The organism is Pelagerythrobacter marinus (assembly GCF_034375205.1).
Classification (GTDB): domain Bacteria; phylum Pseudomonadota; class Alphaproteobacteria; order Sphingomonadales; family Sphingomonadaceae; genus Pelagerythrobacter; species Pelagerythrobacter marinus.
On record NZ_CP139719.1, the window covers coordinates 686,186 to 711,051 of the forward strand.

General features: G+C 69.0%; 32 protein-coding genes. 15 read left to right on the forward strand and 17 right to left on the reverse strand.

Features of this window, described 5'->3' with window-relative positions; genetic code table 11:
* Nucleotides 1–28 precede the first annotated feature (28 nt).
* Genes T8T98_RS03135 through leuC form a run of 3 tightly spaced genes read right to left on the reverse strand, consistent with a single transcriptional unit; the run spans nucleotide 29 to nucleotide 2,351 of the window.
* Nucleotides 29–523: a DNA-deoxyinosine glycosylase gene (locus T8T98_RS03135; RefSeq protein WP_160732158.1), complete on the reverse strand. Its 495-nt coding sequence runs from the start codon at nucleotides 521–523 to the stop codon at nucleotides 29–31.
* Nucleotides 520–924, reverse strand: a complete 405-nt coding sequence (locus tag T8T98_RS03140) for a GFA family protein (protein ID WP_251104074.1) — start codon at nucleotides 922–924, stop codon at nucleotides 520–522. The genes T8T98_RS03135 and T8T98_RS03140 overlap by 4 nt, the downstream gene beginning before the upstream one ends.
* Entirely contained in the window at nucleotides 921–2,351 is a 1,431-nt protein-coding gene (gene leuC, locus T8T98_RS03145) for a 3-isopropylmalate dehydratase large subunit (RefSeq protein ID WP_251104073.1), read from the reverse strand. The genes T8T98_RS03140 and leuC overlap by 4 nt, the downstream gene beginning before the upstream one ends.
* A gap of 133 nt (nucleotides 2,352–2,484) precedes the next feature.
* On the opposite strand from leuC, the gene T8T98_RS03150 reads away from it, so the two are divergent.
* Both T8T98_RS03150 and T8T98_RS03155 read left to right on the forward strand, forming a co-directional pair.
* Nucleotides 2,485–2,886 (forward strand): acyl-CoA thioesterase, encoded by a 402-nt coding sequence (locus T8T98_RS03150; protein ID WP_160732161.1) that lies wholly within the window; start codon nucleotides 2,485–2,487, stop codon nucleotides 2,884–2,886.
* 18 nt (nucleotides 2,887–2,904) lie between these two features.
* The gene (locus T8T98_RS03155) at nucleotides 2,905–3,423 is read left to right on the forward strand and encodes a sterol desaturase family protein (RefSeq protein ID WP_251104072.1); all 519 of its coding nucleotides are present in this window, start codon (nucleotides 2,905–2,907) and stop codon (nucleotides 3,421–3,423) included.
* A gap of 289 nt (nucleotides 3,424–3,712) precedes the next feature.
* Here the strand turns inward: T8T98_RS03155 and T8T98_RS03160 are convergent, their stop codons facing one another.
* From T8T98_RS03160 to T8T98_RS03215, 12 genes are all read right to left on the reverse strand, one after another.
* Nucleotides 3,713–4,063 carry a YbaN family protein gene (locus T8T98_RS03160; RefSeq protein WP_251105996.1) on the reverse strand — a complete coding sequence of 117 codons (351 nt, stop codon included), beginning with the start codon at nucleotides 4,061–4,063 and terminating at the stop codon, nucleotides 3,713–3,715.
* A 49-nt stretch (nucleotides 4,064–4,112) separates the two neighbouring features.
* Nucleotides 4,113–4,271: a YqaE/Pmp3 family membrane protein gene (locus T8T98_RS03165; RefSeq protein WP_251104071.1), complete on the reverse strand. Its 159-nt coding sequence runs from the start codon at nucleotides 4,269–4,271 to the stop codon at nucleotides 4,113–4,115.
* A 145-nt stretch (nucleotides 4,272–4,416) separates the two neighbouring features.
* Nucleotides 4,417–4,824, reverse strand: a complete 408-nt coding sequence (locus T8T98_RS03170) for a SufE family protein (protein WP_160732164.1) — start codon at nucleotides 4,822–4,824, stop codon at nucleotides 4,417–4,419.
* A gap of 100 nt (nucleotides 4,825–4,924) precedes the next feature.
* Nucleotides 4,925–5,167 carry a hypothetical protein gene (locus T8T98_RS03175; protein ID WP_160732165.1) on the reverse strand — a complete coding sequence of 81 codons (243 nt, stop codon included), beginning with the start codon at nucleotides 5,165–5,167 and terminating at the stop codon, nucleotides 4,925–4,927.
* Nucleotides 5,168–5,218: 51 nt separating this feature from the next.
* A complete protein-coding gene (locus T8T98_RS03180) occupies nucleotides 5,219–5,488 on the reverse strand; it encodes a hypothetical protein (RefSeq protein ID WP_251104070.1) in 270 nt (89 codons plus the stop codon).
* On the reverse strand, nucleotides 5,485–5,772 hold the full coding sequence (locus T8T98_RS03185) for a hypothetical protein (protein WP_160732167.1): 288 nt from the start codon (nucleotides 5,770–5,772) through the stop codon (nucleotides 5,485–5,487). The genes T8T98_RS03180 and T8T98_RS03185 overlap by 4 nt, the downstream gene beginning before the upstream one ends.
* A complete protein-coding gene (locus T8T98_RS03190; protein WP_160732168.1) occupies nucleotides 5,769–6,086 on the reverse strand; it encodes a hypothetical protein in 318 nt (105 codons plus the stop codon). Before T8T98_RS03190 ends, T8T98_RS03185 begins: the two co-directional genes overlap by 4 nt.
* Nucleotides 6,086–6,400 carry a hypothetical protein gene (locus T8T98_RS03195; RefSeq protein WP_251104069.1) on the reverse strand — a complete coding sequence of 105 codons (315 nt, stop codon included), beginning with the start codon at nucleotides 6,398–6,400 and terminating at the stop codon, nucleotides 6,086–6,088. Before T8T98_RS03195 ends, T8T98_RS03190 begins: the two co-directional genes overlap by 1 nt.
* 21 nt (nucleotides 6,401–6,421) lie before the next feature.
* Nucleotides 6,422–6,799, reverse strand: a complete 378-nt coding sequence (pspC, locus tag T8T98_RS03200; RefSeq protein ID WP_160732170.1) for an envelope stress response membrane protein PspC — start codon at nucleotides 6,797–6,799, stop codon at nucleotides 6,422–6,424.
* A complete protein-coding gene (gene pspB / locus T8T98_RS03205; RefSeq protein ID WP_160732171.1) occupies nucleotides 6,796–7,092 on the reverse strand; it encodes an envelope stress response membrane protein PspB in 297 nt (98 codons plus the stop codon). The genes pspC and pspB overlap by 4 nt, the downstream gene beginning before the upstream one ends.
* A gap of 3 nt (nucleotides 7,093–7,095) precedes the next feature.
* A complete protein-coding gene (pspA, locus tag T8T98_RS03210; protein ID WP_407675072.1) occupies nucleotides 7,096–8,061 on the reverse strand; it encodes a phage shock protein PspA in 966 nt (321 codons plus the stop codon).
* Nucleotides 8,058–8,210, reverse strand: coding sequence for a hypothetical protein (locus T8T98_RS03215; protein ID WP_202388876.1), 153 nt, complete (start codon nucleotides 8,208–8,210; stop codon nucleotides 8,058–8,060). The genes pspA and T8T98_RS03215 overlap by 4 nt, the downstream gene beginning before the upstream one ends.
* Nucleotides 8,211–8,365: 155 nt before the next feature.
* Between T8T98_RS03215 and pspF the strand changes: the two genes are divergently transcribed.
* Nucleotides 8,366–9,451 (forward strand): phage shock protein operon transcriptional activator, encoded by a 1,086-nt coding sequence (gene pspF / locus T8T98_RS03220; RefSeq protein WP_251104068.1) that lies wholly within the window; start codon nucleotides 8,366–8,368, stop codon nucleotides 9,449–9,451.
* Here the strand turns inward: pspF and rnk are convergent, their stop codons facing one another.
* Nucleotides 9,452–9,856, reverse strand: coding sequence for a nucleoside diphosphate kinase regulator (gene rnk, locus T8T98_RS03225; RefSeq protein ID WP_251104067.1), 405 nt, complete (start codon nucleotides 9,854–9,856; stop codon nucleotides 9,452–9,454).
* 343 nt (nucleotides 9,857–10,199) lie between these two features.
* Here rnk and rimP point away from each other — a divergent pair, with 343 nt between their 5' ends.
* The 6 genes from rimP to rbfA all read left to right on the forward strand — a co-directional run bounded on the left by rimP (nucleotide 10,200) and on the right by rbfA (nucleotide 16,936).
* Entirely contained in the window at nucleotides 10,200–10,778 is a 579-nt protein-coding gene (gene rimP / locus T8T98_RS03230; RefSeq protein WP_251104066.1) for a ribosome maturation protein RimP, read from the forward strand.
* Nucleotides 10,778–12,466 (forward strand): transcription termination factor NusA, encoded by a 1,689-nt coding sequence (gene nusA, locus T8T98_RS03235; protein WP_160732175.1) that lies wholly within the window; start codon nucleotides 10,778–10,780, stop codon nucleotides 12,464–12,466. The genes rimP and nusA overlap by 1 nt, the downstream gene beginning before the upstream one ends.
* The gene (locus T8T98_RS03240) at nucleotides 12,447–13,205 is read left to right on the forward strand and encodes a DUF448 domain-containing protein (protein WP_160732176.1); all 759 of its coding nucleotides are present in this window, start codon (nucleotides 12,447–12,449) and stop codon (nucleotides 13,203–13,205) included. The genes nusA and T8T98_RS03240 overlap by 20 nt, the downstream gene beginning before the upstream one ends.
* Nucleotides 13,206–13,214: 9 nt before the next feature.
* Nucleotides 13,215–15,752, forward strand: a complete 2,538-nt coding sequence (gene infB / locus T8T98_RS03245; RefSeq protein ID WP_251104065.1) for a translation initiation factor IF-2 — start codon at nucleotides 13,215–13,217, stop codon at nucleotides 15,750–15,752.
* Nucleotides 15,753–15,816: 64 nt separating this feature from the next.
* Entirely contained in the window at nucleotides 15,817–16,515 is a 699-nt protein-coding gene (locus T8T98_RS03250) for a glutamine amidotransferase (protein ID WP_251104064.1), read from the forward strand.
* Between the two features lie 19 nt (nucleotides 16,516–16,534).
* The gene (gene rbfA, locus T8T98_RS03255) at nucleotides 16,535–16,936 is read left to right on the forward strand and encodes a 30S ribosome-binding factor RbfA (RefSeq protein ID WP_251104063.1); all 402 of its coding nucleotides are present in this window, start codon (nucleotides 16,535–16,537) and stop codon (nucleotides 16,934–16,936) included.
* A gap of 43 nt (nucleotides 16,937–16,979) precedes the next feature.
* Here rbfA and T8T98_RS03260 read toward each other — a convergent pair whose 3' ends face one another.
* Nucleotides 16,980–18,623 carry an AbgT family transporter gene (locus tag T8T98_RS03260; protein WP_251104062.1) on the reverse strand — a complete coding sequence of 548 codons (1,644 nt, stop codon included), beginning with the start codon at nucleotides 18,621–18,623 and terminating at the stop codon, nucleotides 16,980–16,982.
* 140 nt (nucleotides 18,624–18,763) lie between these two features.
* On the opposite strand from T8T98_RS03260, the gene T8T98_RS03265 reads away from it, so the two are divergent.
* The 6 genes from T8T98_RS03265 to pnp all read left to right on the forward strand — a co-directional run bounded on the left by T8T98_RS03265 (nucleotide 18,764) and on the right by pnp (nucleotide 24,852).
* Complete coding sequence (locus tag T8T98_RS03265) at nucleotides 18,764–19,693, forward strand: bifunctional helix-turn-helix transcriptional regulator/GNAT family N-acetyltransferase (RefSeq protein ID WP_322295804.1); 930 nt, start codon at nucleotides 18,764–18,766, stop codon at nucleotides 19,691–19,693.
* A 53-nt stretch (nucleotides 19,694–19,746) separates the two neighbouring features.
* The gene (locus tag T8T98_RS03270; protein ID WP_251104060.1) at nucleotides 19,747–20,325 is read left to right on the forward strand and encodes a thymidine kinase; all 579 of its coding nucleotides are present in this window, start codon (nucleotides 19,747–19,749) and stop codon (nucleotides 20,323–20,325) included.
* A gap of 53 nt (nucleotides 20,326–20,378) precedes the next feature.
* The gene (locus tag T8T98_RS03275) at nucleotides 20,379–21,062 is read left to right on the forward strand and encodes a site-2 protease family protein (RefSeq protein ID WP_160732183.1); all 684 of its coding nucleotides are present in this window, start codon (nucleotides 20,379–20,381) and stop codon (nucleotides 21,060–21,062) included.
* On the forward strand, nucleotides 21,055–22,059 hold the full coding sequence (gene truB, locus T8T98_RS03280; RefSeq protein WP_251104059.1) for a tRNA pseudouridine(55) synthase TruB: 1,005 nt from the start codon (nucleotides 21,055–21,057) through the stop codon (nucleotides 22,057–22,059). The genes T8T98_RS03275 and truB overlap by 8 nt, the downstream gene beginning before the upstream one ends.
* A 5-nt stretch (nucleotides 22,060–22,064) precedes the next feature.
* Entirely contained in the window at nucleotides 22,065–22,334 is a 270-nt protein-coding gene (rpsO, locus tag T8T98_RS03285; protein WP_160732185.1) for a 30S ribosomal protein S15, read from the forward strand.
* Nucleotides 22,335–22,563: 229 nt separating this feature from the next.
* Nucleotides 22,564–24,852, forward strand: a complete 2,289-nt coding sequence (gene pnp / locus T8T98_RS03290) for a polyribonucleotide nucleotidyltransferase (protein ID WP_160732186.1) — start codon at nucleotides 22,564–22,566, stop codon at nucleotides 24,850–24,852.
* Nucleotides 24,853–24,866 lie beyond the last annotated feature (14 nt).

Sequence of the window (24,866 nt, forward strand, 5' to 3'; positions counted from 1 at the left end):
GCGCGGCTGCCCGAATCTTGGCAAGGGGTCACCCGAGGAAATCCGCTAGCCGTCCCCAAAGGCGCTCTTTCTCGGCCAGGGGCATGGCGGCATGGGCGGGGGACGAGGAAGGCAGGTCGACGAGCGCCAGCCCGGCCCGGCCGGCCAGTTGGGGCCGCCCGATCGCGGCGCTCTTGCGCCCGTTGAAGGCCACGGCGCGCAAGTCGGGTAGGGTGGCGACGAGGGCGGCCAGCGGGGCGTGCTCCGCCTCGCGGATCGCGGAATCGAGGCTGCCGCTGCGCCGGGCGGAGGCGACCGTGTCCCACAGCGCGATCCGGTGCGCCTTGAGCGCGGCCAGCCGCTCCTCGTAGCCGCGCGATACCAGGTCCACCCCGATCGCCTTGCCGACGAGGTGCCAGAACCGGTTGCGCGGGTGGGCGTAGTAACGGCGCGCGGCGAGCGAGGCCTCGCCCGGCAGGCTGCCCAGGATCAGCAGGCGCGCATCGGGCGCGGCGAGCGGGGCGAAGGCGGCCTTGCGCGTCAAAACGCCTTGCCGTCGCCGATGCGGCCGGTCCCCGTCTCGATGAACGCGTCGTCCGCTTCGAACACGCAGCGCCCGTCCTGGTAGGTGACTTCCACTCCGTCCAGCTCGTCCTGAACGAACAGCCGGGTGTTGACGCCGATCCGGTCCAGCGCGTGCGCGGCACTGGCGGTGTAATGCGTGGCCGATCCGCAGCGCGGGCAGAAGTGGAGGACGAGCCAGGGATCGTCGAGATCCTCGCGCCTGTAGTCCGCGACCGCGCCGTCCACGCGCACCGCCGCCGGATCGTAGTAGCCCCAGGCCGCGCCCGAACCGCGGCACAGGCGGCAGTTGCAGATCCCGACCCGGTCCGGCGGGTCGGGCACCTCGATCCGCACGCGGCGGCAGAGGCAGTGGCCGATCACGCCAGTTCGCGCACGTCCGCCAGGCGCCCGGTCACCGCCGCGGCGGCGGCCATCGCGGGGCTGACCAGGTGGGTGCGCGCGCCCGGCCCCTGGCGGCCGACGAAGTTGCGGTTGCTCGTGCTGGCGCAGCGTTCGCCCGCCGGCACCTTGTCCGGGTTCATCGCGAGGCAGGCGGAACAGCCCGGTTCGCGCCATTCGAGGCCCGCCGCGGTGAAGACCCTGTCCAGCCCCTCCGCCTCCGCCTGGCGCTTGACCAGCCCCGATCCGGGCACGACGATCGCCCACTTCACGCCGGGCGCCTTGTGCCGGCCGCGCAGGACCTCGGCCGCGGCGCGCAAGTCCTCGATCCGGCTGTTGGTGCAGCTGCCGATGAAGACGTTCTCGATCGCGACGTCGGCCAGCCGCTGGCCCGGTTCCAGCCCCATGTAGGCGAGCGACTTGCGCGCGGCCTCCTGCTTGGCCGGATCGGCGAAGCTCTCCGGCGCCGGCACGCGTCCGCCGATCGGGACGACGTCTTCCGGGCTCGTGCCCCAGGTCACCGTGGGCTCGATATCGGCGGCATCGATGGTCACCGACTTGTCGAACGCGGCCCCCTCGTCGGTCCGCAGCGTGCGCCACCAGGCGAGCGCGCGGTCCCAGTCCGCCCCGCGCGGGGCATAGGGCCGGCCTTCGAGGTAGGCGAAAGTCACCTCGTCCGGCGCGATCAGGCCGGCGCGCGCGCCGCCCTCGATGCTCATGTTGCAGACCGTCAGGCGGCCTTCGACGCTCATCTCCTCGAACACGCGGCCGCGATACTCGATCACATGGCCGGTGCCGCCCGCGGTGCCGATCACCCCGATCACGTGCAGGATCAGGTCCTTCGGCGTGACGCCGGGGCCCAGCGCGCCCTCGACCCGGACTTCCATCGTCTTCGACTTGCGCAGCAGCAGGGTCTGCGTGGCGAGCACGTGTTCGACCTCGCTCGTGCCGATGCCGAACGCAAGCGCGCCGATCCCGCCGTGCGCGGCAGTGTGGCTGTCGCCGCAGACGATCGTGGCCCCGGGCAGCGAGAAGCCCTGTTCGGGGCCGACGACGTGGACGATGCCCTGTTCGGGCGCGGTCGCGCCGATGTGGCGAATGCCGAAATCGGGGGCATTGCGCTCCAGCGCGGCGAGCTGGGCCGCGCTCTGCGGGTCGGCGATCGGCAGGCGCCGGCCCGCCGCATCGACCCGCGCCGTGGTCGGCACGTTGTGGTCGGGCACGGCCAGCGTCAGGTCCGGCCGGCGAACCGTGCGGCCGCTGGCGCGCAGCGATTCGAATGCCTGGGGGCTGGTGACCTCGTGGACGAGGTGGCGATCGATGAAGACCAGGCTGGTCCCGTCGTCGCGCGTTTCCACGACGTGGGCGTCCCAGATCTTCTCGTACATCGTGCGGGGGGCGCTTGCCATGGGACCGGGCTATGCCCCCTGCCCGGGGGCGGCAAGATGGGAAAACTTGGCCGCGATCAAGGCTTGCGGGAGGCGGCCCGACCGGGGCGAGATTTGCAATGCAATCGCAACGCTTTTCTGGTAGCTTACAGGCATGTCAGCAAAACCCTTTGCCTTTCCGATCAAGGTCGCGCCCGAAGACATCGACTTCATGGGCCACGTCAACAACGCGCGCTATCTCAACTGGGTGCAGGATGCCGTCCTCGCGCACTGGCGCAAGCTCGCCCCGGCGGACGAGGTGGCGAGCAAGGCGTGGGTCGCGCTCAAGCACGAGATCACCTATCGCAAGCCCGCCTTCCTCGAAGACGACGTGATCGCGCGCACCGTGCTCGAAAGCATCAAGGGCGCGCGCGCGTTCTACTCCACCGTCATTCACCGGGGGGAGGAAGTGCTCGCCGAAGTGAAGTCGAGCTGGTGCTGCATCGATGCCGAGACGCTGCGCCCCGCGCGGATCGGCGAAGAGGTGGCACGGTTCTTCTTCCCGCGCGAGCAATAGCGTATAAGGGATCGCGCCATGAGCGTGATCGCAGCCGTCCTGATCGTATTCGCCACCATCGTCGCGATGGAAGGCGTCGCCTGGGCGAGCCACAAGTACGTGATGCACGGCTTCGCCTGGGCCTGGCACCGCGACCACCACGAACCGCACGGCAACGTGCTGGAGAAGAACGACCTCTTCGCCCTCGTCGGCGCGGGGATGAGCATTGCGATGTTCGCGCTCGGCAGCCCGTGGATCATGGGCGAGGGGGCCTGGCCGCCCGCGACCTGGATCGGGCTGGGCATTCTCGCTTACGGCGCGATCTACACGCTGGTGCACGACGGGCTGGTTCACCAGCGCTATTTCCGCTGGGTCCCGCGCAGCGGCTATGCCCGGCGGCTGGTGCAGGCGCACAAGCTGCACCACGCGACGGTGGGGAAGGAAGGCGGGGTCAGCTTCGGCTTCGTCTTCGCGCGCGACCCGGCCCGCTTGAAAGCGGAACTGAAGGCCCAGCGCGAGGCGGGGATCGCCGTCGTGCGCGACAGCGCCGGCGCCTGATCGCGCGCGCCGAAGGTCGCACCGGCATGTTACGCATGGCGCGCGTGTCGAAAGCGTGACTTTCCGTGAAATCCGCCGGTAAACCAGCGGCTTGCACGGCACGCCGCGACGCTGGCCGTGACCTTTCGCCGCGCCGCCGCGCGTGACCTTCGGCGCCTGCATTGGGGCCAGCGCGCAGCAGGGCCGGCGCCGATGCGGCGAATCCAACGGGGCGCGATGGGCGGTCATGCCCGCCGGTCTGGCAGATTGATACGATGTAGGAAAACGCGGCGCGCGTTGCCCCGCGCGATCACTCGTTCCGCGTGGCGATCCAGGTGCCGCAGGTGACGAGGATCGCGATCGAGATCCAGTACCACGGGTGGCCCAGCGTGTACCAGGTGAAGACCGCGCCGACGGTCATCGCCCCGATCGCCATCGTCTTCGCGCGGCGGCTGATCGCGCGCCTTTCGCGCCAGTCGCGGATCTGCGGCCCCCAGTGCGGGTGATCGAGAATCCGGCGTTCCCATTCCGGGTTGCTGCGCGCGAAGCAATAGACCGCGAGCAGGAGGAAGGGGACGGTCGGCATCAGCGGCAGGAAAGCGCCGAGCGCGCCCAGCGCAACCGCGACGATGCCTGCGGCGAGATAGATCCGGCGCACGATTCCCCCCTTGAACCCGATGTGCCCGCCCGCCGGGGCCGCCGGCGCGATCCTAGCGCACGTAGTTGACGTAGATCGCGTGGATCAGGCCGGGGACGAACAGGATGATCGTCAGGATCAGGTTTATCAGGAAATCCTTGTTCAGCCCATGCTTCAGCGCCACGCCCAGCGGCGGCAGCAGGATGGTGGCGATAAGAATGATGATCGGCATGAATGAACGCTCCTTGCTATTCAGGCTGTCCGGGCTGCCCGGGCTGTCCGGGGCCTGCGCGGCCGCGTCCCGCCGGGCGGGGCGTGCCGGCCGCGCGGGCCGTTTACCTGACAGCGTTCTCGCGCGCCTGCGGTTCCGCCGCCGGTCAGCCCGCCGCGATCCGCGCGGCGTGATCGCGCACCAGCGCGATCATGTTCGGCACCCCTTGCGTGCGGTTGGAACTCAGCTGGTTCTTCAGGTCGAACGGGGCCAGCGCGGCGGCAATGTCCATCTCCGCCACCTCGCGCGCGGGCCGGTCCTGCACCGCCGCGATCACGAGCGCGACGATCCCCTTGGTGATCGCGGCATTGCTGTCGGCGAGGAAATGCAGGCGCTCGCCCTCGGCCGTGGGATAGACCCAGACCGCGGCCGAGCAGCCGCGCACCAGCGTGGCATCGGTTTTCAGCGCCTCGGGCATCGGCTCCAGCTCGCGCCCCAGCTCGATCAGCAGGCGATAGCGTTCGTCGCCTTCGAGGAACTCGTATTCTTCGCGGATGTCGTCGAGCGTTCGCATGGGCGGCAGGTAGGGGCCGCGGCGCGAAAACGCAAAGGGCCTTCGCCCCGGCTTGCCGGCCCAGGGCCGCTCCAGGCCCGCAAGCGCCCCGTGCCCGGCGTCAGAGATCGACCCCGCTGGCAATGGCTTCCAGCTTGCGGATGCGTTCCTTCAGGTCCGCGATCTCGATCCGCGCTGCGCCCAGTTGCGCGCCGCCCTCGATCTCCGGCGGCGGGCGGCGGCCGGCGCGGTCCAGTTCGCGTTCCTTGAGCGAAAGCCAGCCCTGCCAGCCGCGCAGCGCGGCGAGGGCGACGATGCCGATGGCGACGAGCGCTGCGGCGGCGATGACGATCTGGTCGCTCATGGGCAATGCTCCTTTCCCTCTTGTCCTGCGGCCCCGTTCCCGCGGCCGTCGCTACTTGTCGCGCAGGCGCTCGATCTCGTCGGCGATCGCGCGCGCCTCGCGCCCGTCCACGGTGATCTTCTCCAGCACGCGGATCCGCTCGCGCAGGTCCTCTATCTCGCGCCGGGTCTCCGCGTCGGTGGCACCGGCCCCGGTCGCCTCGCCGGCCTCGGCGCCGTCGGCCGGGCGGTCCCGGCCAGGGCCGCGTTCGCGCCGCGCGTTCATGACCTGGACGATGCCCCAGATGGCGACGATGACGACCGCGGCGGTCCAGAAGCTCATTGCACTTGCTCCCTCTCGTCGGCGAGGCGCAGCGCGTCGATCTCGCGCGCGAGGTCGGGGCTGCGGTCGGTCGCGATCCGTTCGAGCACCTGGAGCCGTTCCTCCATCCGGCCGATCTCGGCATCGGAGCGCTGGCGCCCTTTCGCCTCGGCCAGGCGCACTTGCAGTTCCAGTTCCTTGCTGCGGTGCTTCATCCGGCTCTCGTAAGCGCTGAGGACGATGCCGGCGGCGACGATGAAGCCGACGATCAGCGCGCAGAAGGCGATCGCTTCGGGCAGGCTCACTGGACCTTGTCCTTCGCCTGGTCGTGGCGCAGGCGCTCGATCTCGTGGGTCAGGCCATAGCCGCTGTCGGTGACGATCCGCTCGACATTGGCCAGCCGGTCCTTGATCGATCCCAGCTCGGCCCGCAGCTCGGCGTTCTCCTGCGTCAGCAGCTTGACCCGTTCGACCGCCTGGTCGTTCTTCGGGTAGACCGCCTTGCCCCAGCTGTTCTCCAGCGGGTAGCCGTTCTTGACCCGGATCCAGGTATTGGCGACCCAGCCCAGCGACAGCGCGATCACCGCGCCGATCACGGCGGTTTCGGTCATGAATTCCATTACGCCTTCTCCTTCCGGGCGAGGTCGAGCGGGACGCCGGCGCCTTCGCTCTCGACGCGGTGCTGGTCGCGCAGCGCCTCGATCTGGGTCGACACGTCGTATCCGCGGTCGGTCACGATCCGTTCGAGCACCCGGACCCGTTCCTCCAGGTCCTTGATCTGGCCGGTATATTGCGCGGCCTTTTCAGCCGTCATCTCGGCGGTCGACTTCGCGTTCATCTCGGCCATCTTCTGCTGGTGCCGCGACCAGATGGCGACGATCGGGATCATCAGTGCGATGATCGGGATCATCACGCCCAGTACTGCTACGTCCATTGTCCTTTTCCCCTTCGCGGTTCAGCGCAGCCGCTCGATCTCGGCGGTGAGGCGCGGGTTGGAAGAGACGTAGTACGTCTCGACCTCGGCCAGGCGGCGATCGATGTCGCGCATCCGGGCGCGGATCTCGCGCGCGGTGCGCTTCGGGCTCTGCCGCACGCGCTGCCAGTACTGCTGCTCCTCGCGATCGACGTAGAGGTGCGGCGGCTTCTTGTTCAGCAGGATGCCGGCGAGGAAGTAGAACGGGATCGTCATGCCGCCGGCGAAGAAGGTCAGGCCCAGGAAGCCCAGCCGGACCCAGAAGGCATTGACGCCGGTGTAGTCGGCAATGCCCGAGCAGACCCCCATCAACTTGGCGTTCTGCTTGTCGCGGTAAAGCGTGGTGCGCGGGCTGTTCACTGGTGGGCTCCCTTCTTCTCGGCGAGCAGGCGATCCAGCTCGCGCAGTTTCTCGTTGTCGATCTCGCGGTCGTGGACCAGCCGGGCGGGCTTGAAATCGGGGTTGTCGCTGGCGACCAGGCGCTCGACCGTGTCCATCCGCTCGTCGAGCCGCTTGGCGAGGCTGTAGAGTTCTTCCAGCAGCGCCTCGTCGTCGCTGGTGATCGTGGCGGATGTTTTCCACTTGGTGATATAGTGGAGGATGATCCACGGCAGCGCGATGAAGATCGCGGGAATGATGATCAGTTCTTCCATCGATCAGTCCTCCTTTCCGGCGTCGCTGCCGCCGGCCTTCTTGCCCAGCGCGCGCTTCATCGCTTCCAGTTCCTCGTCGACCTTGTCCGACCCTTCGAGGGCGGCGATCTCGTCGGCGAGCGAGAGCTGGCCGCTGTCGTCGGACAGCGAAAGCGCGTCGGCGCGGCCCTCGGCGTAATCGACCCGGCGTTCGAGCTGGTCGAAGCGGCTCAATGCCTCGTCGGTGCGCTCGGTGCTCATCAGCGTGCGCAGCTTGACGCGGTTCTCCGCGCTTTCGAGGCGCGCGGCGATCGCGGTCTGGCGGCTGCGGGCCTCGCGCAGGCGATGCTGCAGCTTGGCGATATCCTGCTCGTAAGCGCGCAGGGCATCGTCGAGCACGGCGATTTCCTGCTTCAGCTGCTCGGCCATGTCGGCCGCCTTCTTCTTCTCGACCAGGGCGGCGCGGGCCAGGTCCTCGCGATCCTTGCTGAGCGCGAGCTGCGCCTTCTCCGCCCAGTCGGCCTGGAGCCGTTCGAGCTTGACCGTGTGGCGATGCATCTCCTTCTGGTCGGCGATCGTGCGCGCCGCGCTGGCGCGGACTTCGACCAGGGTTTCCTCCATCTCGAGGATGATCATGCGGATCATCTTGGCCGGGTCGTCGGCCTTGTCGAGCATGTCGTTGAAATTGGCGGCGATGATATCGCGGGTACGGCTGAATATGCCCATCAAAGGTGCTCCGTTGAAATTGAAGTCGCCCGACCAGCCGCCGCCGGCCCGGGCGTGCGAGCGGCCCTGGGTCGGGCGCTCGCTGGTGGTGCGTTCGCGCGTGGGGCGGCCCTGCGTCGGGGTGGGGCTGGTGCGCAGGCGCTCGACCTCCTCGTCGAGGCGCGAGGGGCGGTTATGGGCCGAAGCGCGCGGGGACTGGGGGGTGTCGCGCTCCGGCCCAAGGGGGGTGGACCTGCCGGTATCGAGATCGGTCGGCTTGCTCACGCCAGCTCAACCTGTTCGCAGCCGATCGTCGCGGCCATTGCCGGCGTCGCCTGCATCTGGCCGCTGAGCGCCACGAACAGGGCCATCGCGGCAATGCTGGCGATGGAAGCCTGTCCCAGCTTGCTCTGGAAGAAGCGGCGGTCGTACATCGTGTGGGTCCTCCCTGGATCGGTTTCGTTCACCATTCAGCAAGGGGTGTGCCAGTTTCGGAAAGTGACGTTTTATCAATGGATTGCAAGATAGCGCGAAAAATCTGATCGGCGTATCTTGCCAACTATCGGCGAAATTCACTATAGGTTGGGTCGTGGATCGCGAAAACCAGTTCATCGGCCAGTCCGGCGCCTTTCTCGACGCGGTCGAGCGCGCCAGCCGCGCGGCCCCGATGCGCCGGCCGGTGCTGGTGATCGGCGAACGCGGCACGGGCAAGGAACTCATCGCCGAACGTCTCCATCGCCTGTCCACCCGGTGGGACGAACCGCTCGTCACCATGAACTGCGCCGCCCTGCCCGAAACGCTGATCGAGGCGGAGCTGTTCGGCCACGAGGCGGGGGCCTTCACCGGGGCTACCAGGGCGCGGCCGGGACGGTTCGAGGAAGCCGACAAAGGCACGTTGTTTCTCGACGAACTGGGCACGCTGTCGATGGCGGCGCAGGAACGGCTGCTGCGCGCGGTCGAATATGGCGAAGTCACCCGGATCGGCGCGAGCCGCCCGGTGCGGGTGGACGTGCGGATCGTCGCCGCGACCAACGAGGACCTGCCCGCGCTGGCCGAGCGGGGCGAGTTCCGCGCCGACCTGCTCGACCGGCTGAGCTTCGAGGTCATCACCCTGCCGCCGCTGCGCGTGCGCGAGGGCGACGTCGAGGTCCTGGCCGAGTATTTCGGCCGGCGCATGGCGGCCGAGCTTCACTGGGACGGCTGGCCCGGCTTCGCCGACCACGTCGCACGCCAGCTGGAGGACTATCCCTGGCCGGGCAACGTGCGCGAACTGCGCAACGTGGTCGAGCGCGCGGTTTACCGGTGGGAAGACTGGCAGGAGCCGATCGGCCATGTCCAGTTCGACCCCTTCGACAGCCCGTGGAAGCCGTTCGAGCCGGCGACCCGGCGGGCGGAGCGCGATGGTCTGGGGCAGGGCCAGGGCCAGGGTAAAGGCAAGGGGCAGGGCGCCCCGGCATCCGCCCCGGCATCGGCCGCGGCGGGCACCGATCTCGACGCGATCGACGACTTGCGCGCCGAGGTCGATGCCCACGAACGGCGCATCGTCGAACACGCGCTGGGCCGGCATCGCTGGAACCAGCGGCAGACGGCCAAGGCGCTGGGCCTGACATACGACCAGCTGCGCCACTGCATCCGCAAGCACGGGCTGGGCGAGCGTGCCGGCGCGGGCGACTAGTCAGCCCGGGCGATCGACGCTTTCGATCGCCAGCAGGCGGTCCTCTCCGCTGCGGTCCGGCCAGCTGATTTCCTGTCCCACGCGCAGGCCGAGCAGGCCGGCGCCGACCGGGGTGAGGATCGACAGGCGCCCCTGCGAAATGTCCGCCTCGCCGGGATAGACGAGCGTGATCGTCCTCCGCTCGCCGGTTTCGCGCACCACGAACACGACGGTGGAGCCCATCGTGACGACATCGCGCGGCACCCGGCCCGCGGGAACGGTCCGCGCCCGGTCGATCTCTTCCAGCAGGAGGCGGCTGACTTCGGGTTGCCGGCCCTGCATCGCCAGGGCCAGGTCTGCGAGGGTGTCCGCTTCGCTTTCGGCGAGCGTGATGGGTGGCCGCACGGCGGCCTTCGTGGAGGTCATGGATCGAGACTTTCGCTGGGCGCGAAGCGGCGCCGGATAATGGGAAGATGCAGGCCTGGCCCCGGGGCCGGGGCATGCACGCACCCGTCCCGGGGCTAGATGCCCGCGAGAAGCTGTCCCCCGAGGTGTCGGAAATGTCCGGTTGCCATTCCCGGAAGCTGTCACCTTGCACGGGGCCTGTCAAACGCGCGCGCGGGCGCAATGTCGAATCGAGTTGCAAAAGGCGGGCGCCGCGTCTATCTGCCCCTTCATCCCGACATTGTCGCGACACTGGAGGGGCTGGCGCCGCGAGGGGCCGGCACCCGGAAGCCGTGTCGCAAGCGTCGTGCAGAACGGAGAGCGAATGGCAGACCTCGTGCGCCTGGCACAGATCATCGAACCCGAAGCGCGCGCGCTCGGTTTCGAGCTGGTGCGCGTGAAGATGGTCGCTTCCGAAGCCGGCGAGGGCGGGCAGGCGCTCCAGGTCATGGCCGAGGACCCGGCGACCGGACAGCTCGTGCTCGACCAGTGCGCCGCGCTCTCGCGCCGCATCTCCGACCGGCTCGACGCGCTGGAGGACGAGGGCGAAGTCCTGGTCGAAGGCGCCTATCACCTCGAGGTCAGTTCGCCCGGGATCGACCGGCCGCTGACCCGGGCGAAGGACTTTTCCCAATGGGTCGGCCACGAGGCGAAGATCGCCCTGGCCGAGAAGGTCGACGGCCACCGCAACTTGCGCGGGCCGCTGGCCGGGTTCGAAGGGGGCAAGGCCCTGATCGACGACCGCAAGGCGGGCCGCGTGGCGGTGCCGCTGGAGGCAATCCATTCGGCCAAGCTGGTCCTGACCGACGAGCTGATCGCCGCGACCCGCCCGCTCGACGCGTCGGGGGCGGACGAAATCGAAGAAATCCCGCAAGACGAAAGCAAAGAGAAGGCTGACGACTGATGGCCAGTGCAATTTCCGCCAACAAGGCCGAGCTGCTCGCGATCGCGAATGCAGTCGCCTCCGAGAAGATGATCGACAAGGCGATCGTCATCGAGGCGATGGAAGAGGCGATCCAGAAGAGCGCGCGCAACCGGTACGGCGCGGAGAACGACATCCGGGCCAAGCTCGACCCGCAGACCGGCGACCTGCGCCTGTGGCGCGTGGTCGAGGTGGTCGAGGAAGTCGAGGACTACTTCAAGCAGGTCGACCTGGCCCAGGCGCAGAAGCTGGACCAGGATGCCAAGCTGGGCGACTTCATCGTCGATCCGCTGCCGCCGGTCGACCTCGGCCGCATCGACGCGCAGAGCGCGAAGCAGGTGATCTTCCAGAAGGTCCGCGATGCGGAGCGCGAGCGCCAGTACGAGGAATTCAAGGACCGCGCGGGCGAAGTCATCACCGGCGTGATCAAGTCGGTCGAATTCGGCCACGTGATCGTCAACCTCGGCCGGGCCGAGGGCGTCATCCGCCGCGACCAGCAGATCCCGCGCGAGGCCGCGCGCGTCGGCGAGCGCGTGCGCGCGCTGATCACCAAGGTCGAACGCAACAACCGCGGCCCGCAGATCTTCCTCAGCCGCGCGCATCCCGACTTCATGAAGAAGCTGTTCGCGCAGGAAGTGCCCGAGATCTACGATGGCATCATCGAGATCAAGGCCGCCGCCCGCGACCCGGGCAGCCGCGCCAAGATCGGCGTGATCAGCCATGACAGCTCGATCGACCCGGTCGGCGCCTGCGTCGGCATGAAGGGCAGCCGCGTCCAGGCGGTCGTGCAGGAACTGCAGGGCGAGAAGATCGACATCATTCCCTGGAGCGAGGACACCGCGACGTTCGTCGTCAACGGCCTCCAGCCCGCCACGGTCAGCCGCGTCGTCCTCGACGAGGACGAGGGGCGGATCGAGGTCGTCGTGCCCGACGACCAGCTGAGCCTGGCGATCGGCCGCCGCGGCCAGAACGTGCGCCTGGCGAGCCAGCTCACCGGGCACCAGATCGATATCATGACCGAGGAAGAGGCCTCGGAGAAGCGGCAGAAGGAATTCGCCGAACGCTCCAAGATGTTCGAGGAAGAGCTCGACGTGGACGAGACGCTTTCGCAGCTGCTCGTCGCCGAAGGCTTCGCCGAGCTGGACGAGGTCGCCTATGTCGAGCTGGCCGAGCTGGCCTCGATCGAGGGCTTCGACGAGGAGCTGGCCGAGGAACTGCAGAGCCGTGCGCTCGAGGCGATCGAGCGGCACGAGGAAGCGGCCCGCGCCGAGCGCCGCGAGCTGGGCGTCGAGGACGACCTGGCCGAGCTGCCGCACCTGACCGAGGCCATGCTGGTCACGCTGGGCAAGGCGGGGATCAAGACGCTCGACGACCTGGCCGATCTCGCCACCGACGAGCTGATCCAGAAGAAGCGCGAGGCCCCGCGCCGCCGCAACAATGCCGACGGTCCGCCGATGCGGCGCCCTTCCGCGCGCGAGCAGGACAAGGGCGGCGTGCTGGGCGAATACGGCCTGAGCGAAGAGCAGGGCAACGAGATCATCATGGCCGCGCGCGCGCACTGGTTCGAGGACGAGGAACCCGCCGCGCCGGAGGTCGAGAACGAGGAATCGGCCGCCCCGGCCGAAGAGCCCGCCACCGAGGAGGCCGCCGATGCGGACTCCGAACAATGAGCGCCTGACGCCCGACATCGCCGGAGCCGGCGGCGCGGACCGTTCCGCGCCGGAGCGGCGCTGCATCCTCTCCGGGGAGCACGGCGCGCGCCACGCGCTGGTGCGCCTGGCGATCGCGCCCGACGGCCAGGTCCTGCCCGATCCGCTGGCGCGCGCGCCGGGGCGGGGGGCCTGGATTGGCGTTCCGCGCGCGGCGCTGGAACAGGCGATCGCCGGCGGCCGCCTGCGCGGCGCGCTGGCGCGCGCGTTCCGGGGCGCGGCGCTGACCGTGCCGGCGGACCTGCCCGACAGGATCGATGCCGCGCTGGAGCGGGTCCTGCTCGACCGGCTGGGACTCGAAATGCGCGGCGGACACCTTATCTTGGGGTCCGACCGCATTGCCGAACACGCGCGCGCCGGACGGGTCGCGCTGCTGCTCCATGCTGCCGACGCCAGCGAGGACGGGTCGCGAAAGCTCGACCAGGCCTGGCGGGTCGGGCGCGATGCCGAAGGTAGCGGGGAGAGGGGCATTCGCTTGCCACTGGACCGGGCGGCGCTGTCTGTGGCATTGGGCCGCGACAATGTTGTCCACCTGGCGCTGGCCGACGCTGCCGCGGCCGATCGGATCGGCTCGATCCTGGCGCGCCTGCTGCATTTCAGGGGCCTTGCACCCGCCGAACATGACGGTGCGCCGGGCTTGCCCGGGGCGCCGGGGTCCACGGTCGCACCCGGGGACGAGCATATCGAGATTGAAGGATAGACGAGTTTTATGAGCGACAGTGACGACAAACGCCCCCGCAAGCCGCTCGGCCTGAAACGGTCGGTGGACGCGGGCGAGGTCAAGCAGACCTTCAGCCACGGGCGGACCAACAAGGTCGCGGTCGAGGTCAAGCGCCGCCGCAAGCTCGTCAAGCCGGGCGAGGCCGCGCCGCCCCCGCCGCCGCCTCCCCCGCCGCCGCCTCCCCCGCCGCCGCCCGCGGCGGAGAAGAAGCCTGCGCCGAAGAAGGCCGCCCCGCCGGGTGAAACGCCGCAGGAACGCGTCGCGCGTCTCCAGCGCGAGGCGGAGGAAGAGCGCCTGCGCCTGGCCGAAGAGGCCCGCCGGCGCGAGGAAGAGGCGGCCCGCAAGGCGGCCGAAGAGGAAAAGCAGCGCGCCGAGGAAAAGCGCAAGGCGGCCGAGCGCGCGGAGCAGGAAGCCGCGCAGAAAGCTGCCGAGACGAAGGAAGAGGCGAAGGAAGCCGAGCCGGCCCCCGCCGCCGATGCCCCCGCCGCCGATGCCCCGGCCCCGGCCGGCGGCGCGGCCAAGGCGCCTGCCGCACCGGCCCCGCGCCGCTTCACCCCGGTCGCCCGGCCCGAACCGAAGAAGCCCGAAAAGAAGAAGAAGGACGACAAGCGCGCCGGCACCGAACGTTCGGAGAAGCGCCGCTCGGGCCGCCTGACGGTGACCAAGGCGCTGAACGAGGACGAGGGGCGCCGCGCGCGTTCGCTCGCCGCGCTCAAGCGTGCGCGCGAGAAGGAGCGCCGCCTCCAGGGCGGCCCGTCGAAGCCGCGCGAGAAGCAGTCGCGCGACGTCGTCGTGCCCGAGGCGATCACCGTCCAGGAACTCGCCAACCGCATGGCCGAAAAGGGCGCCGACCTGGTGAAGGCCCTGTTCAATATGGGCATGATGGTCACCGTCAACCAGACGATCGACCAGGACACGGCGGAGCTGCTGGTCGAGGAGTTCGGCCACAACATCAAGCGCGTTTCGGAAAGCGATGTCGATATCGACACCAGTTCCGACAAGGACCCGGAAGAGACGCTGAAGCCGCGCCCGCCGGTGGTCACCATCATGGGCCATGTCGATCACGGCAAGACCAGCCTGCTCGACGCGCTGCGCGGGACCAATGTCGTGCGCGGCGAAGCCGGCGGCATCACGCAGCACATCGGCAGTTACCAGGTGAAGACCAAGGGCGGTGACGCAATCACCTTCCTCGACACGCCGGGCCACGCCGCGTTCACCGAAATGCGCGCGCGCGGCGCCAACGTGACCGACATCGTCGTGCTGGTCGTGGCCGCCGACGACGGGATCATGCCGCAGACGGTCGAGGCCATCAATCACACCAAGGCCGCCGGCGTCCCGATGATCGTCGCGATCAACAAGGTGGACAAGGAAGACGCCAATCCCCAGCGCGTGCGCGAGCGCCTGCTGGAGCACGAGGTGATCGTCGAGGCCCTGTCGGGCGACGTGCAGGACGTGGAGATCTCGGCGCTCAAGGGCACCGGGCTCGACGAGCTGCTGGAAAAGATCGCGCTCCAGGCCGAACTGCTGGAGCTGAAGGCGAACCCCGACCGCCCGGCCGATGCGACGGTGATCGAGGCGCAGCTCGACAAGGGCCGCGGCCCGGTCGCGACCGTACTCGTCACCCGCGGCACGCTGAAGCGGGGCGACACGTTCGTGGTCGGGACCGAGAGCGGCCGCGTGCGCGCGATCGTCAACGACCAGGGCAAGCAGATCAAGGAAGCCGGCCCCTCGATGCCGGTCGAGGTCCTCGGCCTCGGCGGCGTGCCGATGGCGGGCGACCAGCTGACCGTGGTCGAGAACGAGCAGCGCGCCCGCGAGGTGAGCCAGTATCGCCAGGAGAAGGCGACCGAGAAGCGCACCGCGCTCGCCCCGACCAGCTTCGACACGATGTTCAACAACCTCCAGTCGAACGTCATCGAGTACCCGGTCCTGGTCAAGGCGGACGTGCAGGGCAGCGTGGAGGCGATCAACTCGGCGCTGCACAACCTCTCGAACGACGAGATCAAGGTCCGCGTGCTCCACGCCGGCGTCGGCGCGATTACCGAGAGCGACGTTCAACTCGCGGCCGCGTCGAAGGCGCCGATCATCGGCTTCAACGTGCGCCCCAATGCCAAGGCGCGCGAATTGGTGAAGCGCGATGACGTGCGGATGATGTACTACGACGTCATCTATCACCTGACCGAGGAAATCGCGAAGGAGATGGCGGGCGAACTGGGGCCGGAGCGGATCGAAACCGTCGTCGGCCGGGCCGCGGTCAAGGAAGTGTTCCGTTCGGGCAAGAAGGACAAGGCGGCCGGCCTGCTGGTCGAGGAAGGCGTCATCCGCAAGGGGCTCCACGCGCGCCTCACGCGCGAGGATGTCATCGTCAGCGCGACCACCATCGCCTCGCTGCGGCGCTTCAAGGACGACGTGGACGAAGTCCGCGCGGGCCTCGAATGCGGCGTCGTCCTGGCCGACACGAACGACATCAAGCCGGGCGACCAGCTCGAGGTGTTCGAAGTGGAAGAGCGCGAACGGACCCTGTAACGCCAGGGGCGGGCGCGGCGTCGCCCGCCCGCGCCGCCGGGTCGATCGTCGCAGGGGGTAAGGTATGCCGTCGGTTCTCGCCATACGCCACCTGGGCTTCGAGCATCTCGGCGTGTGGCACGGCGCGCTGGAACGGCGCGGGTTCGAAATCGCCTATCGCGATCCGGCCCGGGCCGATCTCGGATCGATCGATGCGGCCGAGCCCGATCTCCTGGTCGTGCTCGGCGCGCCGATCGGCGCCTTCGACGACGCGCATTATCCGTTCCTGGCCGGCGAGGTGGCGCTGATCGAACGGCGGCTCGCGTCGAGGCGGCCGCTGCTGGGCATCTGCCTGGGCGCGCAGCTCCTGGCCCGGGCGCTGGGGGCGGGCGTTTCGCCGATGGCGGAAAAGGAAATCGGCTTCGGCCCGCTCACGCTGACCGATGCGGGCGCGGCCTCGCCGCTGCAGTGCCTGGAAGGGTGGCCGGTGCTGCACTGGCACGGCGACCAGTTCGAGGTGCCCGAAGGCGCGACGCTGCTCGCCGCGAGCGAACGTTGCCCGCACCAGGCCTTCGCCATCGGCTCGCGGGTGCTGGGCCTGCAATGCCATCTCGAAGCCGATGCCGCGGAGATCGTCGAGGCATGGCTGGTCGGGCATAGCGCCGAGCTGCTGGCGAGCGGCGGCGATCCGTGCACGATCCGGGCCGACGCGGCGCGGTTCGGCCCGACGCTGGCCGATCGCGCGGAAAAGGTGCTCCATCGCTGGATGGAAGGGTGGGAATAGAGGATGACAGGCGACTGACATGGCCGGAAAGCAATCGACCCCCGAACAGCAATCGGTCCGCGTGCTCAAGGTGGGCGAGCGGGTGCGGCATATCCTGTCCGAACTGCTCGCGCGCGGGGAGGCGCACGACGAGGTGCTGACCGCGCATTCGGTCAGCGTCACCGAAGTGCGGATGACGCCCGACTTGCGCAATGCCAAGGCTTACGTGAAGCCCCTGCTGGGCGAGGACGAGGCTGCCGTGCTCAAGGCGCTGCGGACCAATACCGCCTTCTTCCAGCGCGAGGTGGCCAGGCGCCTCGGCCTCAAGTTCGCGCCCCGGCTGCAGTTCCAGCCCGACGAGAGCTTCGACGAGGCCGCGCGGATCGAGCGCCTGCTGAACGACCCGAAAGTCGCGCGCGACCTCGACGAAAGCGACGACTGACCCAGGGGGCGTCCGGCCGGCGGGCCGGGCGCGCCCTGGTCCCTTACTCCGCGATCGCCGGGCCGGTCGGCTGGATCGTCGCCGGGCTTTCGATGAAGACGCCCGCGCCCGGCCCCAGCGGCAGGTCGAGCATGACCCAGCCGATCGTCATGGCCAGGCCGGCCAGCAGCAGCCCGATCGAATAGGGCAGCATCGTCGCGGCCAGGCTGCCGAGCCCGAAATCCTTCTGCCAGCGCTGGCAGAAAATCAGGATCAGCGGGAAATAGACCATCAGCGGGGTGATGATGTTCGTCGCCCCGTCGCCCACGCGGTAGGCGGCGGTCGCCATCTCGGGCGAGATCCCCAGCAGCATCAGCATCGGCACCAGCACCGGGGCGAGAAGCGCCCATTTCGCGCTGGCCGAGCCGACGAAGATGTTGAGCACGGCCGCGACGACGACGATCGCGCCGAGCAGGGCCCACGAGGGCAGGCCCGAGTTGCCGAGGAAGTCGGCCCCGTTGACCGCGAGGATCAGGCCCAGGTTCGACCAGGCGAACATCGCGACGAAGTGCGCCGCCGCGAAGGCGAGGACGAGGTAATAGGCGAGGTCTTCCATCGCGCCGGCCATCATTTTCACCAGCCCGCGGTGATCGTCGATCGTCCCGGCCGCCTTGCCGTAGGCCCAGCCTGCCAGCAGGAACAGGAGGAAGAACCCGGCCACCAGGCTCTGGTAGAACGGCGTCAGCCGCGCTTCGGGCGTGGCGGTCTCGTCGATCAGCGGGGTGCCCGGGCCGAGGGTGAAGAACAGCCACAGGCCGACCACGAACAGCACGGCGAGGCCGGCCATGCGCAGGCCCCGGCGCTCGGGCGCGGTCAGCTCGCGATCGCCTTCGTCGCTCACGGCCGGGGCTGCCTCGCCGCGCTGTTCGGGCGAGACACCCTGTCCGGCCATGGCCGCATTCCACGGGCCCAGGCGCGGTTCGATCACGCGATCGGTGACGTACCAGATCACCGGCAGGAAGACGCCCGTCATCGCGGCGATGAAATACCAGTTGCCGGCAATGTTGGCGGTGAAATCGCCGAACACGGTTTCGACCGAAGCCTCGGTAATGCCGAACAGCAGCGCGTCGAGCTGCCCGGGCAGGAGGTTGGCCGAAAAGCCGCCCGAAACGCCGGCGAAAGCGGCCGCGATCCCGGCCACCGGGTGCCGGCCCGCGGCGTGGAAGATGATCCCGGCGAGCGGGATCAGCACGACGTAGGCCGCATCGGCGGCGAGGTTGCCGATCATGCCCACCAGCGCCACGATCGGGGTGAGCAGGAACGTCGGCGCGTTGCGCACGCCCGCGCGCATCGCCGTCCCGAACAGCCCGGCCCGTTCGGCGACGCCGGCCCCCAGCATGACCACCAGGACATAGCCGAGCGGATGGAAGTGGGTGAATGTCGCGGGCATTTCGACCCACAGCCGGCGGATGTTCTCGGGCGAGAGCAGGCTGGTGGCGGCGATCACCCGCGCCTGCCCGGTCGCCTCGTCCATCTCGGTCGGGTGGAGCGCCGACCAGCCGAGCAGGCTGGCGATCGCCGAGATCGCGACGAGGCCCGCGATCAGCCAGAAGAACAGGAACACCGGATCGGGCAGCTTGTTGCCGCTTCGCTCGATCCAGCCGAGAATGCCCTTCTGCGCCGGGGTGGTTGCCGCGTTGTCTGCCACTGCTCGATCCTCTTGCTCGCTCTCTTCCGCCGATCGCTAGCATCGCCGCGCGGCGATGTCGCCCCGATTAACCGGCGCGGTCCCCAGCACGCCGGCCGATATTAGTTGACGATGGCAACTAATATCGGCACGATCGCGCCATGGCTTCCCCCGAACTTTCGCCGATCGACGAGGCCGTCGTCCGCCTCAGGGCCTTCAACCGCGGTTTCTCGCAGATCATGGGCCTGCTCGAACCGCGCTACATGGGCAGCGAGATGTCGCTGGTCGAGGCGCGCGTGCTGTACGAGATCGCGCAGCGCCAGCCGGTGCTCGCGCGCGATATCGCGGCCACGCTGCGGCTCGATCCCGGCTATCTCAGCCGGATCGTTCGCCGCATGATCGATCGCGGCCACGTGGAGCGGGGGCGGGGGGACGATGCGCGCCAGCGGCCGCTGGTGCTGACCGAGGCCGGGCAGGCGGCCTTCACCGCGCTCGACCGCGAGACGGCGGCCCGGGCGGCGCGCCTGATCCGCCCGCTGGGCGACGACCGGGCGCGCGAACTGGGCGCCCGGCTGGGCGAAGCCGGGGCGCTGCTCTTTCCCGGCGGTGCGGGCGAATGGCGCCTGCGGCCGTTCGAGGTCGGCGACATGGGCCTCGTCACCGCGCGGCAGGCGATGTTCTATCACCGGGCTTACGGCTGGGATCGCGGGATGGAGGCGCTGATCGGCGAGATCACCGCCGCCTTCCTGCGCGATTTCCGGCCCGGGCGCGAACAGTGCTGGATCGCGGAGCGCGACGGGCGGATGCTCGGCTCGGTCTTCCTGGTGGAGGAGGATGCCGCGACCGCGCGGCTGCGGTTGCTCTATGTCGAGGAAGAGGCGCGCGGCACCGGTATCGGGCGCGCCCTGGTGCGCCGGTGCAGCGATTTCGCGCGCGAGGCCGGCTATCGCCGGATCGTGCTGTGGACCCACGCGGTGCTGGAAAGCGCGCGCCGCCTCTATGCCTCCGAAGGCTACCGGATGGTCAGCGAACATGAGCACGACGATTTCGGCAAGCCGGAGCGGAGCGAGAACTGGGTGCTCGAACTGTGAGCAATCGCGGCCGCGCGATTGGCAGGCGGGCGGCGGCGGCCTAGCGAGCGGGCATGGCCAAGCTCTATTTCTACTACGCCAGCATGAACGCGGGGAAATCGACCACCCTGCTGCAGGCCGATTTCAACTATCGCGAGCGCGGGATGCACACGATGTTGTGGACCGCCGCGCTCGACGACCGCGGCGGGCAGCAGGCGATCGAAAGCCGGATCGGGCTGGGCGCGGACGCCCACCGCTACGACGCGCAGACCGACTTGTGGCAGCGCGTGACCGCCGCGCACCGCGCCGAACCGGTCGGCTGCGTGCTGGTGGACGAGGCGCAGTTCCTGACCCGCGAACAGGTCTGGCAATGCGCGCGCCTGGCGGACGAGGCGGGCATTCCCGTGCTCTGTTACGGCCTGCGGACCGATTTCCAGGGCGAGCTCTTCCCGGGATCGGCCGTCCTGCTGGGGATCGCCGATGCCCTGATCGAGCTGAAAGCCGTGTGCCATTGCGGCCGCAAGGCGACGATGAACCTGCGGGTCGATGCCGGGGGCGGGGCGGTGCGGCAGGGCGCGCAGACGGAAATCGGCGGCAACGATCGCTACGTCGCGCTGTGCCGCCGCCACTTCTCGCAGGCGCTGGCCGCGTGAGCGCCAGCCCGACGCGCTTGGCCCTGGCCGTCGCAGCCCCTATCTAGCCCGCCATGACCGAAACCCTGATCCTCGCCGCGATCCTGATCCCGTGCCTGATCGTCGCGATCGTCTTTCACGAGGTCGCGCATGGCTGGACCGCGCTGGCGCTGGGCGATCCGACGGCGAAGGAGCAGCGGCGCCTGTCGCTGAACCCCATCCGCCACGTGGACCCGGTCGGCACGCTGATCGTGCCGGGCGCGCTGGCGCTGTTCGGCGGCCCGGTGTTCGGCTGGGCCAAGCCGGTCCCGGTGCGCAAGGACCGGCTGGACAACCCGCGTTACGGCATGATGGCGGTGGCCGCGGCGGGGCCGGGGACGAACCTGGTGCTCGCCGCCGTGGGCGCGGTCGTGCTGGGGCTGGTCGCGGCCTCGCTCGTCGCGCCGCCGGCCGGTGCAATGGAATGGCTGGTCACCGGCCTCAACTATTTCATCGTCATCAACATCTTCCTCGCGCTGTTCAACCTCCTGCCGATCCCGCCTTTCGACGGGTCGCATATCGTCGAGGGGCTGCTGCCGCGCTCGATGGCGGCGCAATATGCGCGGCTGCAGCAGATCGGCATGTTCCTGCTGATCGCGCTGATCGCGATCACCTGGGCCTTCCCCGATAGCGGGGTGATCGAGAACGTCGTCCTGCCCCCGGTCGAGTGGCTGCGCGAGAAATACCTGATGCTCGCGCTGTGGATCGCCGGTGGCTGACCGCGCGGGCAGCCATCCGGCCTCGGGCTGGCTGATCCTCGACAAGCCGCGCGGCCTCGGTTCGACCCAGGCGGTCGGCGCGGTCAAGCGCAACTTGCGCGAGGGCGGCCATGCGAAAACCAAGGTCGGCCACGGCGGCACGCTCGATCCGCTCGCGGAAGGCGTCCTGCCGATCGCGCTGGGCGAGGCGACCAAGCTGGCCGGGCGAATGCTCGATGCCAGCAAGGTCTACGAGTTCACGATCGCCTTCGGGGAGGAAACCGACACGCTCGACGTCGAAGGGGAGGTGACCGCGCGGTCGGGCCGCCGGCCGCCGATCGCCGCGGTGGCGGCGATCCTCGAGCATTTCACCGGCGAGATCGAGCAGGTTCCGCCCGCCTATTCGGCGGTGAAAGTCGATGGCCGCCGCGCCTACGACCGCGCGCGTGCGGGCGAGACGGTGGAGATGAAGACGCGCACGGTCACGGTCCACGCGCTGTCGCTGGCGAACGGGCGCGAGGAGGCCGCGCCGCGTTCGGCCTTCGCGGCCGAGGCCGGGCGCCCCGACCCGTTCGATCCGCGCGCGCCGCTGGAACTGGCCGACAGCGTCACCCTGGTCGCCCACGTTTCGAAAGGCACGTACGTCCGCAGCCTTGCACGGGACATCGCGCACGCCCTTGGCACGGTGGGACACGTCACGTACTTGAGGCGCGTGAAGGCCGGCCCGTTCGCGCAGGATCAGGCGATTTCGCTGGACAAGCTGAACGAAATCGGTAAGGGCGCGCGGCTTGAAGACCTTCTCCTGCCGCTGGAGGCGGGGCTGGACGGTATCCCGGCCCACGATCTCGATCCGGAAAGCGCGCAGGCGGTCCGCCAGGGCCGGGTCCTTTCCGGAATGCCCCATCCCGACGGGCTCCTGCTCGCGAAATCCGGCGGCGTGCCGGTCGCGCTGATGGAAGTGACGGCGGGGACGGCGAAAGTCGTCAGGGGTTTCAACATCCCCGATACCGCGGAGTGATACGAATGTCGGTTACCGCCGAGAAGAAGACGGAAATCATCAAGGACAACGCCCGTGGCAACAGCGACACGGGCAGCCCCGAGGTGCAGGTCGCGATCCTTACCGAGCGTATTCGCAACCTGACCGAACACTTCAAGGATCACCACAAGGACAACCATTCGCGCCGCGGCCTGCTGACAATGGTCAACAAGCGGCGCAGCCTGCTCGCCTATCTCAAGAAGAAGGATGTCGAGCGGTACAACGCCCTGATCCAGAAGCTGGGTCTGCGCAAGTAACGAAGAATGCTTCGGCCCGCTTCGGCGGGCCGTTTCGCATCCACCGCCCGCCCGGGGCAGGTGGCAAGACCCTTCCCCCCCGCGGGAAGACAGGGAAATGGGGGCGCGGCTCGTAATTCGACGGGCATCGCCTTTTGGGGCACGAATGAACGCCCCGCACCGGACCGGGACGGAATCCCCGGCAGCAAACCCCGCCAGGCAATAGGGCCGGCGGGTCGAAGGAAAACGCATGTTCGACACGAAAACCGTATCGCTGGAGTGGGGCGGAAAGACCCTCACTCTGGAAACCGGGCGTATTGCCCGACAGGCCGATGGCGCCGTTCTGGCGACCTACGGCGAAACCGTGGTGCTTTGCGCCGTGACCGCCGCCAAGTCGGTCAAGGAAGGGCAGGATTTTTTCCCCCTTACCGTCCACTACCAGGAGAAGTTCTCTGCCGCGGGGCGCATCCCGGGCGGCTTCTTCAAGCGCGAGGCGCGCCCGACCGAGAAGGAAACGCTGACCAGCCGCCTGATCGACCGGCCCGTCCGCCCGCTCTTCCCCGAAGGATTCTACAACGAAATCAACGTTATCGCCCAGGTCCTGTCCTATGACGGCGAGACCGAGCCCGATATCGTCGCGATGATCGCCGCCTCGGCCGCGCTCACCATCTCGGGCGTGCCCTTCATGGGCCCGATCGGCGCCGCGCGCGTCGGCTTCCGCAATGGCGAGTACGAGCTGAACCCGAGCCAGGCCGCCGCGCTCGACGACGAAGGCCGCCTCGACCTGGTCGTCGCCGCGACGCAGGACGCGGTGATGATGGTCGAATCCGAGGCCAAGGAACTGACCGAGGACGAGATGCTCGGCGCGGTCATGTTCGCGCACGAGGAATCGAAGAAGGTCATCGGCGCGATCATCGACCTGGCCGAACAGGCCGCCAAGGAACCGTGGGAACTGCCCGCCCGGGAAGACCACGGCGAGATGAAGGACGCGATCCGCGCCATGATCGGCGACGACATCGCGAAAGCCTACAAGACGACGAGCAAGTCCGACCGTTCGGACATGCTCAATGCCGCGCGCGAGAAGGTCAAGGCGCACTACTCGTCGGACGAATTCGACGGGCAGCAGCTGATGACCGCGATCAAGCTGACCAAGAAGCTCGAGGCGGAAATCGTCCGCGGCGCGATCCTCAAGGAAGGCACCCGGATCGACGGCCGCAAGGTGGACCAGGTCCGCCCGATCGAGGCGACCGTCGGCCTCCTGCCGCGCACCCACGGTTCGGCGCTGTTCACCCGCGGCGAGACGCAGGCGATCTGCACCACGACGCTGGGCACCAAGGACGCCGAGCAGATGATCGACGGGCTGGAAGGCCTTTCGTACAGCCACTTCATGCTGCACTACAACTTCCCACCCTATTCGGTGGGTGAAGTGGGCCGCTTCGGCTTTACCGGCCGGCGCGAGATCGGCCACGGCAAGCTGGCCTGGCGCGCGCTGCACCCCGTCCTGCCCAAGCACGAGGACTTCCCCTACACGATCCGCGTGCTGTCGGACATCACCGAGTCCAACGGCTCCAGCTCGATGGCCACCGTCTGCGGCGGCTGCCTGGCGATGATGGACGCCGGCGTTCCGATCGAGCGCCCGGTTTCGGGCATCGCGATGGGCCTGATCCTCGAAGGCGACGACTTCGCCGTGCTCAGCGACATCCTGGGCGACGAGGATCACCTGGGCGACATGGACTTCAAGGTCGCCGGCTCCGAAGCGGGCATCACCTCGCTCCAGATGGACATCAAGATCGCCGGCATCACGCAGGAAATCATGAAGACCGCGCTGGAGCAGGCCAAGGCCGGCCGCGCGCACATCCTGTCGGAGATGACGAAGGCGCTGGGCTCCGCCCGCACCGACGTGTCGAAGCACGCGCCGCGGATCGAGACGATGCAGATCGACAAGTCGAAGATCCGCGACGTCATCGGCACCGGCGGCAAGGTGATCCGCGAGATCGTGGCCGAAACCGGCGCCAAGGTGGACATCGACGACGAGGGCGTGATCAAGATCAGCTCTTCCAACCTCGACGAGATCGAGGCGGCGAAGAACTGGATCCTCGGCATCGTCGAGGAGCCGGAAGTGGGCAAGATCTACACCGGCAAGGTCGTCAACATCGTCGATTTCGGCGCCTTCGTGAACTTCATGGGCGGCAAGGACGGCCTCGTCCACGTCTCCGAGATGAAGAACGAGCGGGTCGAGAAGCCGACCGACGTCGTGTCCGAAGGGCAGGAAGTGAAGGTCAAGGTCCTCGAGATCGACCAGCGCGGCAAGGTCCGCCTGTCGATGCGCGTGGTCGACCAGGAAACCGGCGAGGAGCTGGAGGACACCCGTCCGCCCCGCGAACCGCGCGGTGACCGGGGCGATCGCGGTGGCCGTGGCGGCGACCGTCGCGGCGGCCGCGGCGGCGGCCGCGATCGCGGCCCGCGCCGCGACCGGGGCGGCGAAGGTGGCGGAGAGGGTGGCGGCGAAAGCCACGTCCCCGACTTCCTGAAGGACTGATCCCCGTCGCGCGG

Excerpts from the sequence above, each read along its gene's own strand:
- leuC (WP_251104073.1), bottom strand. The coding sequence starts at position 2,351 with ATGGCAAGCGCCCCCCGCACGATGTACGAGAAGATCTGGGACGCCCAC.
- T8T98_RS03150 (WP_160732161.1), top strand. The coding sequence starts at position 2,485 with ATGTCAGCAAAACCCTTTGCCTTTCCGATCAAGGTCGCGCCCGAAGAC.
- T8T98_RS03155 (WP_251104072.1), top strand. The coding sequence starts at position 2,905 with ATGAGCGTGATCGCAGCCGTCCTGATCGTATTCGCCACCATCGTCGCG.
- T8T98_RS03165 (WP_251104071.1), bottom strand. The coding sequence starts at position 4,271 with ATGCCGATCATCATTCTTATCGCCACCATCCTGCTGCCGCCGCTGGGC.
- T8T98_RS03170 (WP_160732164.1), bottom strand. The coding sequence starts at position 4,824 with ATGCGAACGCTCGACGACATCCGCGAAGAATACGAGTTCCTCGAAGGC.
- T8T98_RS03175 (WP_160732165.1), bottom strand. The coding sequence starts at position 5,167 with ATGAGCGACCAGATCGTCATCGCCGCCGCAGCGCTCGTCGCCATCGGC.
- T8T98_RS03180 (WP_251104070.1), bottom strand. The coding sequence starts at position 5,488 with ATGAGCTTCTGGACCGCCGCGGTCGTCATCGTCGCCATCTGGGGCATC.
- T8T98_RS03190 (WP_160732168.1), bottom strand. The coding sequence starts at position 6,086 with ATGGAATTCATGACCGAAACCGCCGTGATCGGCGCGGTGATCGCGCTG.
- T8T98_RS03195 (WP_251104069.1), bottom strand. The coding sequence starts at position 6,400 with ATGGACGTAGCAGTACTGGGCGTGATGATCCCGATCATCGCACTGATG.
- pspB (WP_160732171.1), bottom strand. The coding sequence starts at position 7,092 with ATGGAAGAACTGATCATCATTCCCGCGATCTTCATCGCGCTGCCGTGG.
- T8T98_RS03215 (WP_202388876.1), bottom strand. The coding sequence starts at position 8,210 with ATGTACGACCGCCGCTTCTTCCAGAGCAAGCTGGGACAGGCTTCCATC.
- rnk (WP_251104067.1), bottom strand. The coding sequence starts at position 9,856 with ATGACCTCCACGAAGGCCGCCGTGCGGCCACCCATCACGCTCGCCGAA.
- rimP (WP_251104066.1), top strand. The coding sequence starts at position 10,200 with ATGGCAGACCTCGTGCGCCTGGCACAGATCATCGAACCCGAAGCGCGC.
- nusA (WP_160732175.1), top strand. The coding sequence starts at position 10,778 with ATGGCCAGTGCAATTTCCGCCAACAAGGCCGAGCTGCTCGCGATCGCG.
- T8T98_RS03240 (WP_160732176.1), top strand. The coding sequence starts at position 12,447 with ATGCGGACTCCGAACAATGAGCGCCTGACGCCCGACATCGCCGGAGCC.
- infB (WP_251104065.1), top strand. The coding sequence starts at position 13,215 with ATGAGCGACAGTGACGACAAACGCCCCCGCAAGCCGCTCGGCCTGAAA.
- T8T98_RS03250 (WP_251104064.1), top strand. The coding sequence starts at position 15,817 with ATGCCGTCGGTTCTCGCCATACGCCACCTGGGCTTCGAGCATCTCGGC.
- rbfA (WP_251104063.1), top strand. The coding sequence starts at position 16,535 with ATGGCCGGAAAGCAATCGACCCCCGAACAGCAATCGGTCCGCGTGCTC.
- T8T98_RS03265 (WP_322295804.1), top strand. The coding sequence starts at position 18,764 with ATGGCTTCCCCCGAACTTTCGCCGATCGACGAGGCCGTCGTCCGCCTC.
- T8T98_RS03270 (WP_251104060.1), top strand. The coding sequence starts at position 19,747 with ATGGCCAAGCTCTATTTCTACTACGCCAGCATGAACGCGGGGAAATCG.
- T8T98_RS03275 (WP_160732183.1), top strand. The coding sequence starts at position 20,379 with ATGACCGAAACCCTGATCCTCGCCGCGATCCTGATCCCGTGCCTGATC.
- rpsO (WP_160732185.1), top strand. The coding sequence starts at position 22,065 with ATGTCGGTTACCGCCGAGAAGAAGACGGAAATCATCAAGGACAACGCC.
- pnp (WP_160732186.1), top strand. The coding sequence starts at position 22,564 with ATGTTCGACACGAAAACCGTATCGCTGGAGTGGGGCGGAAAGACCCTC.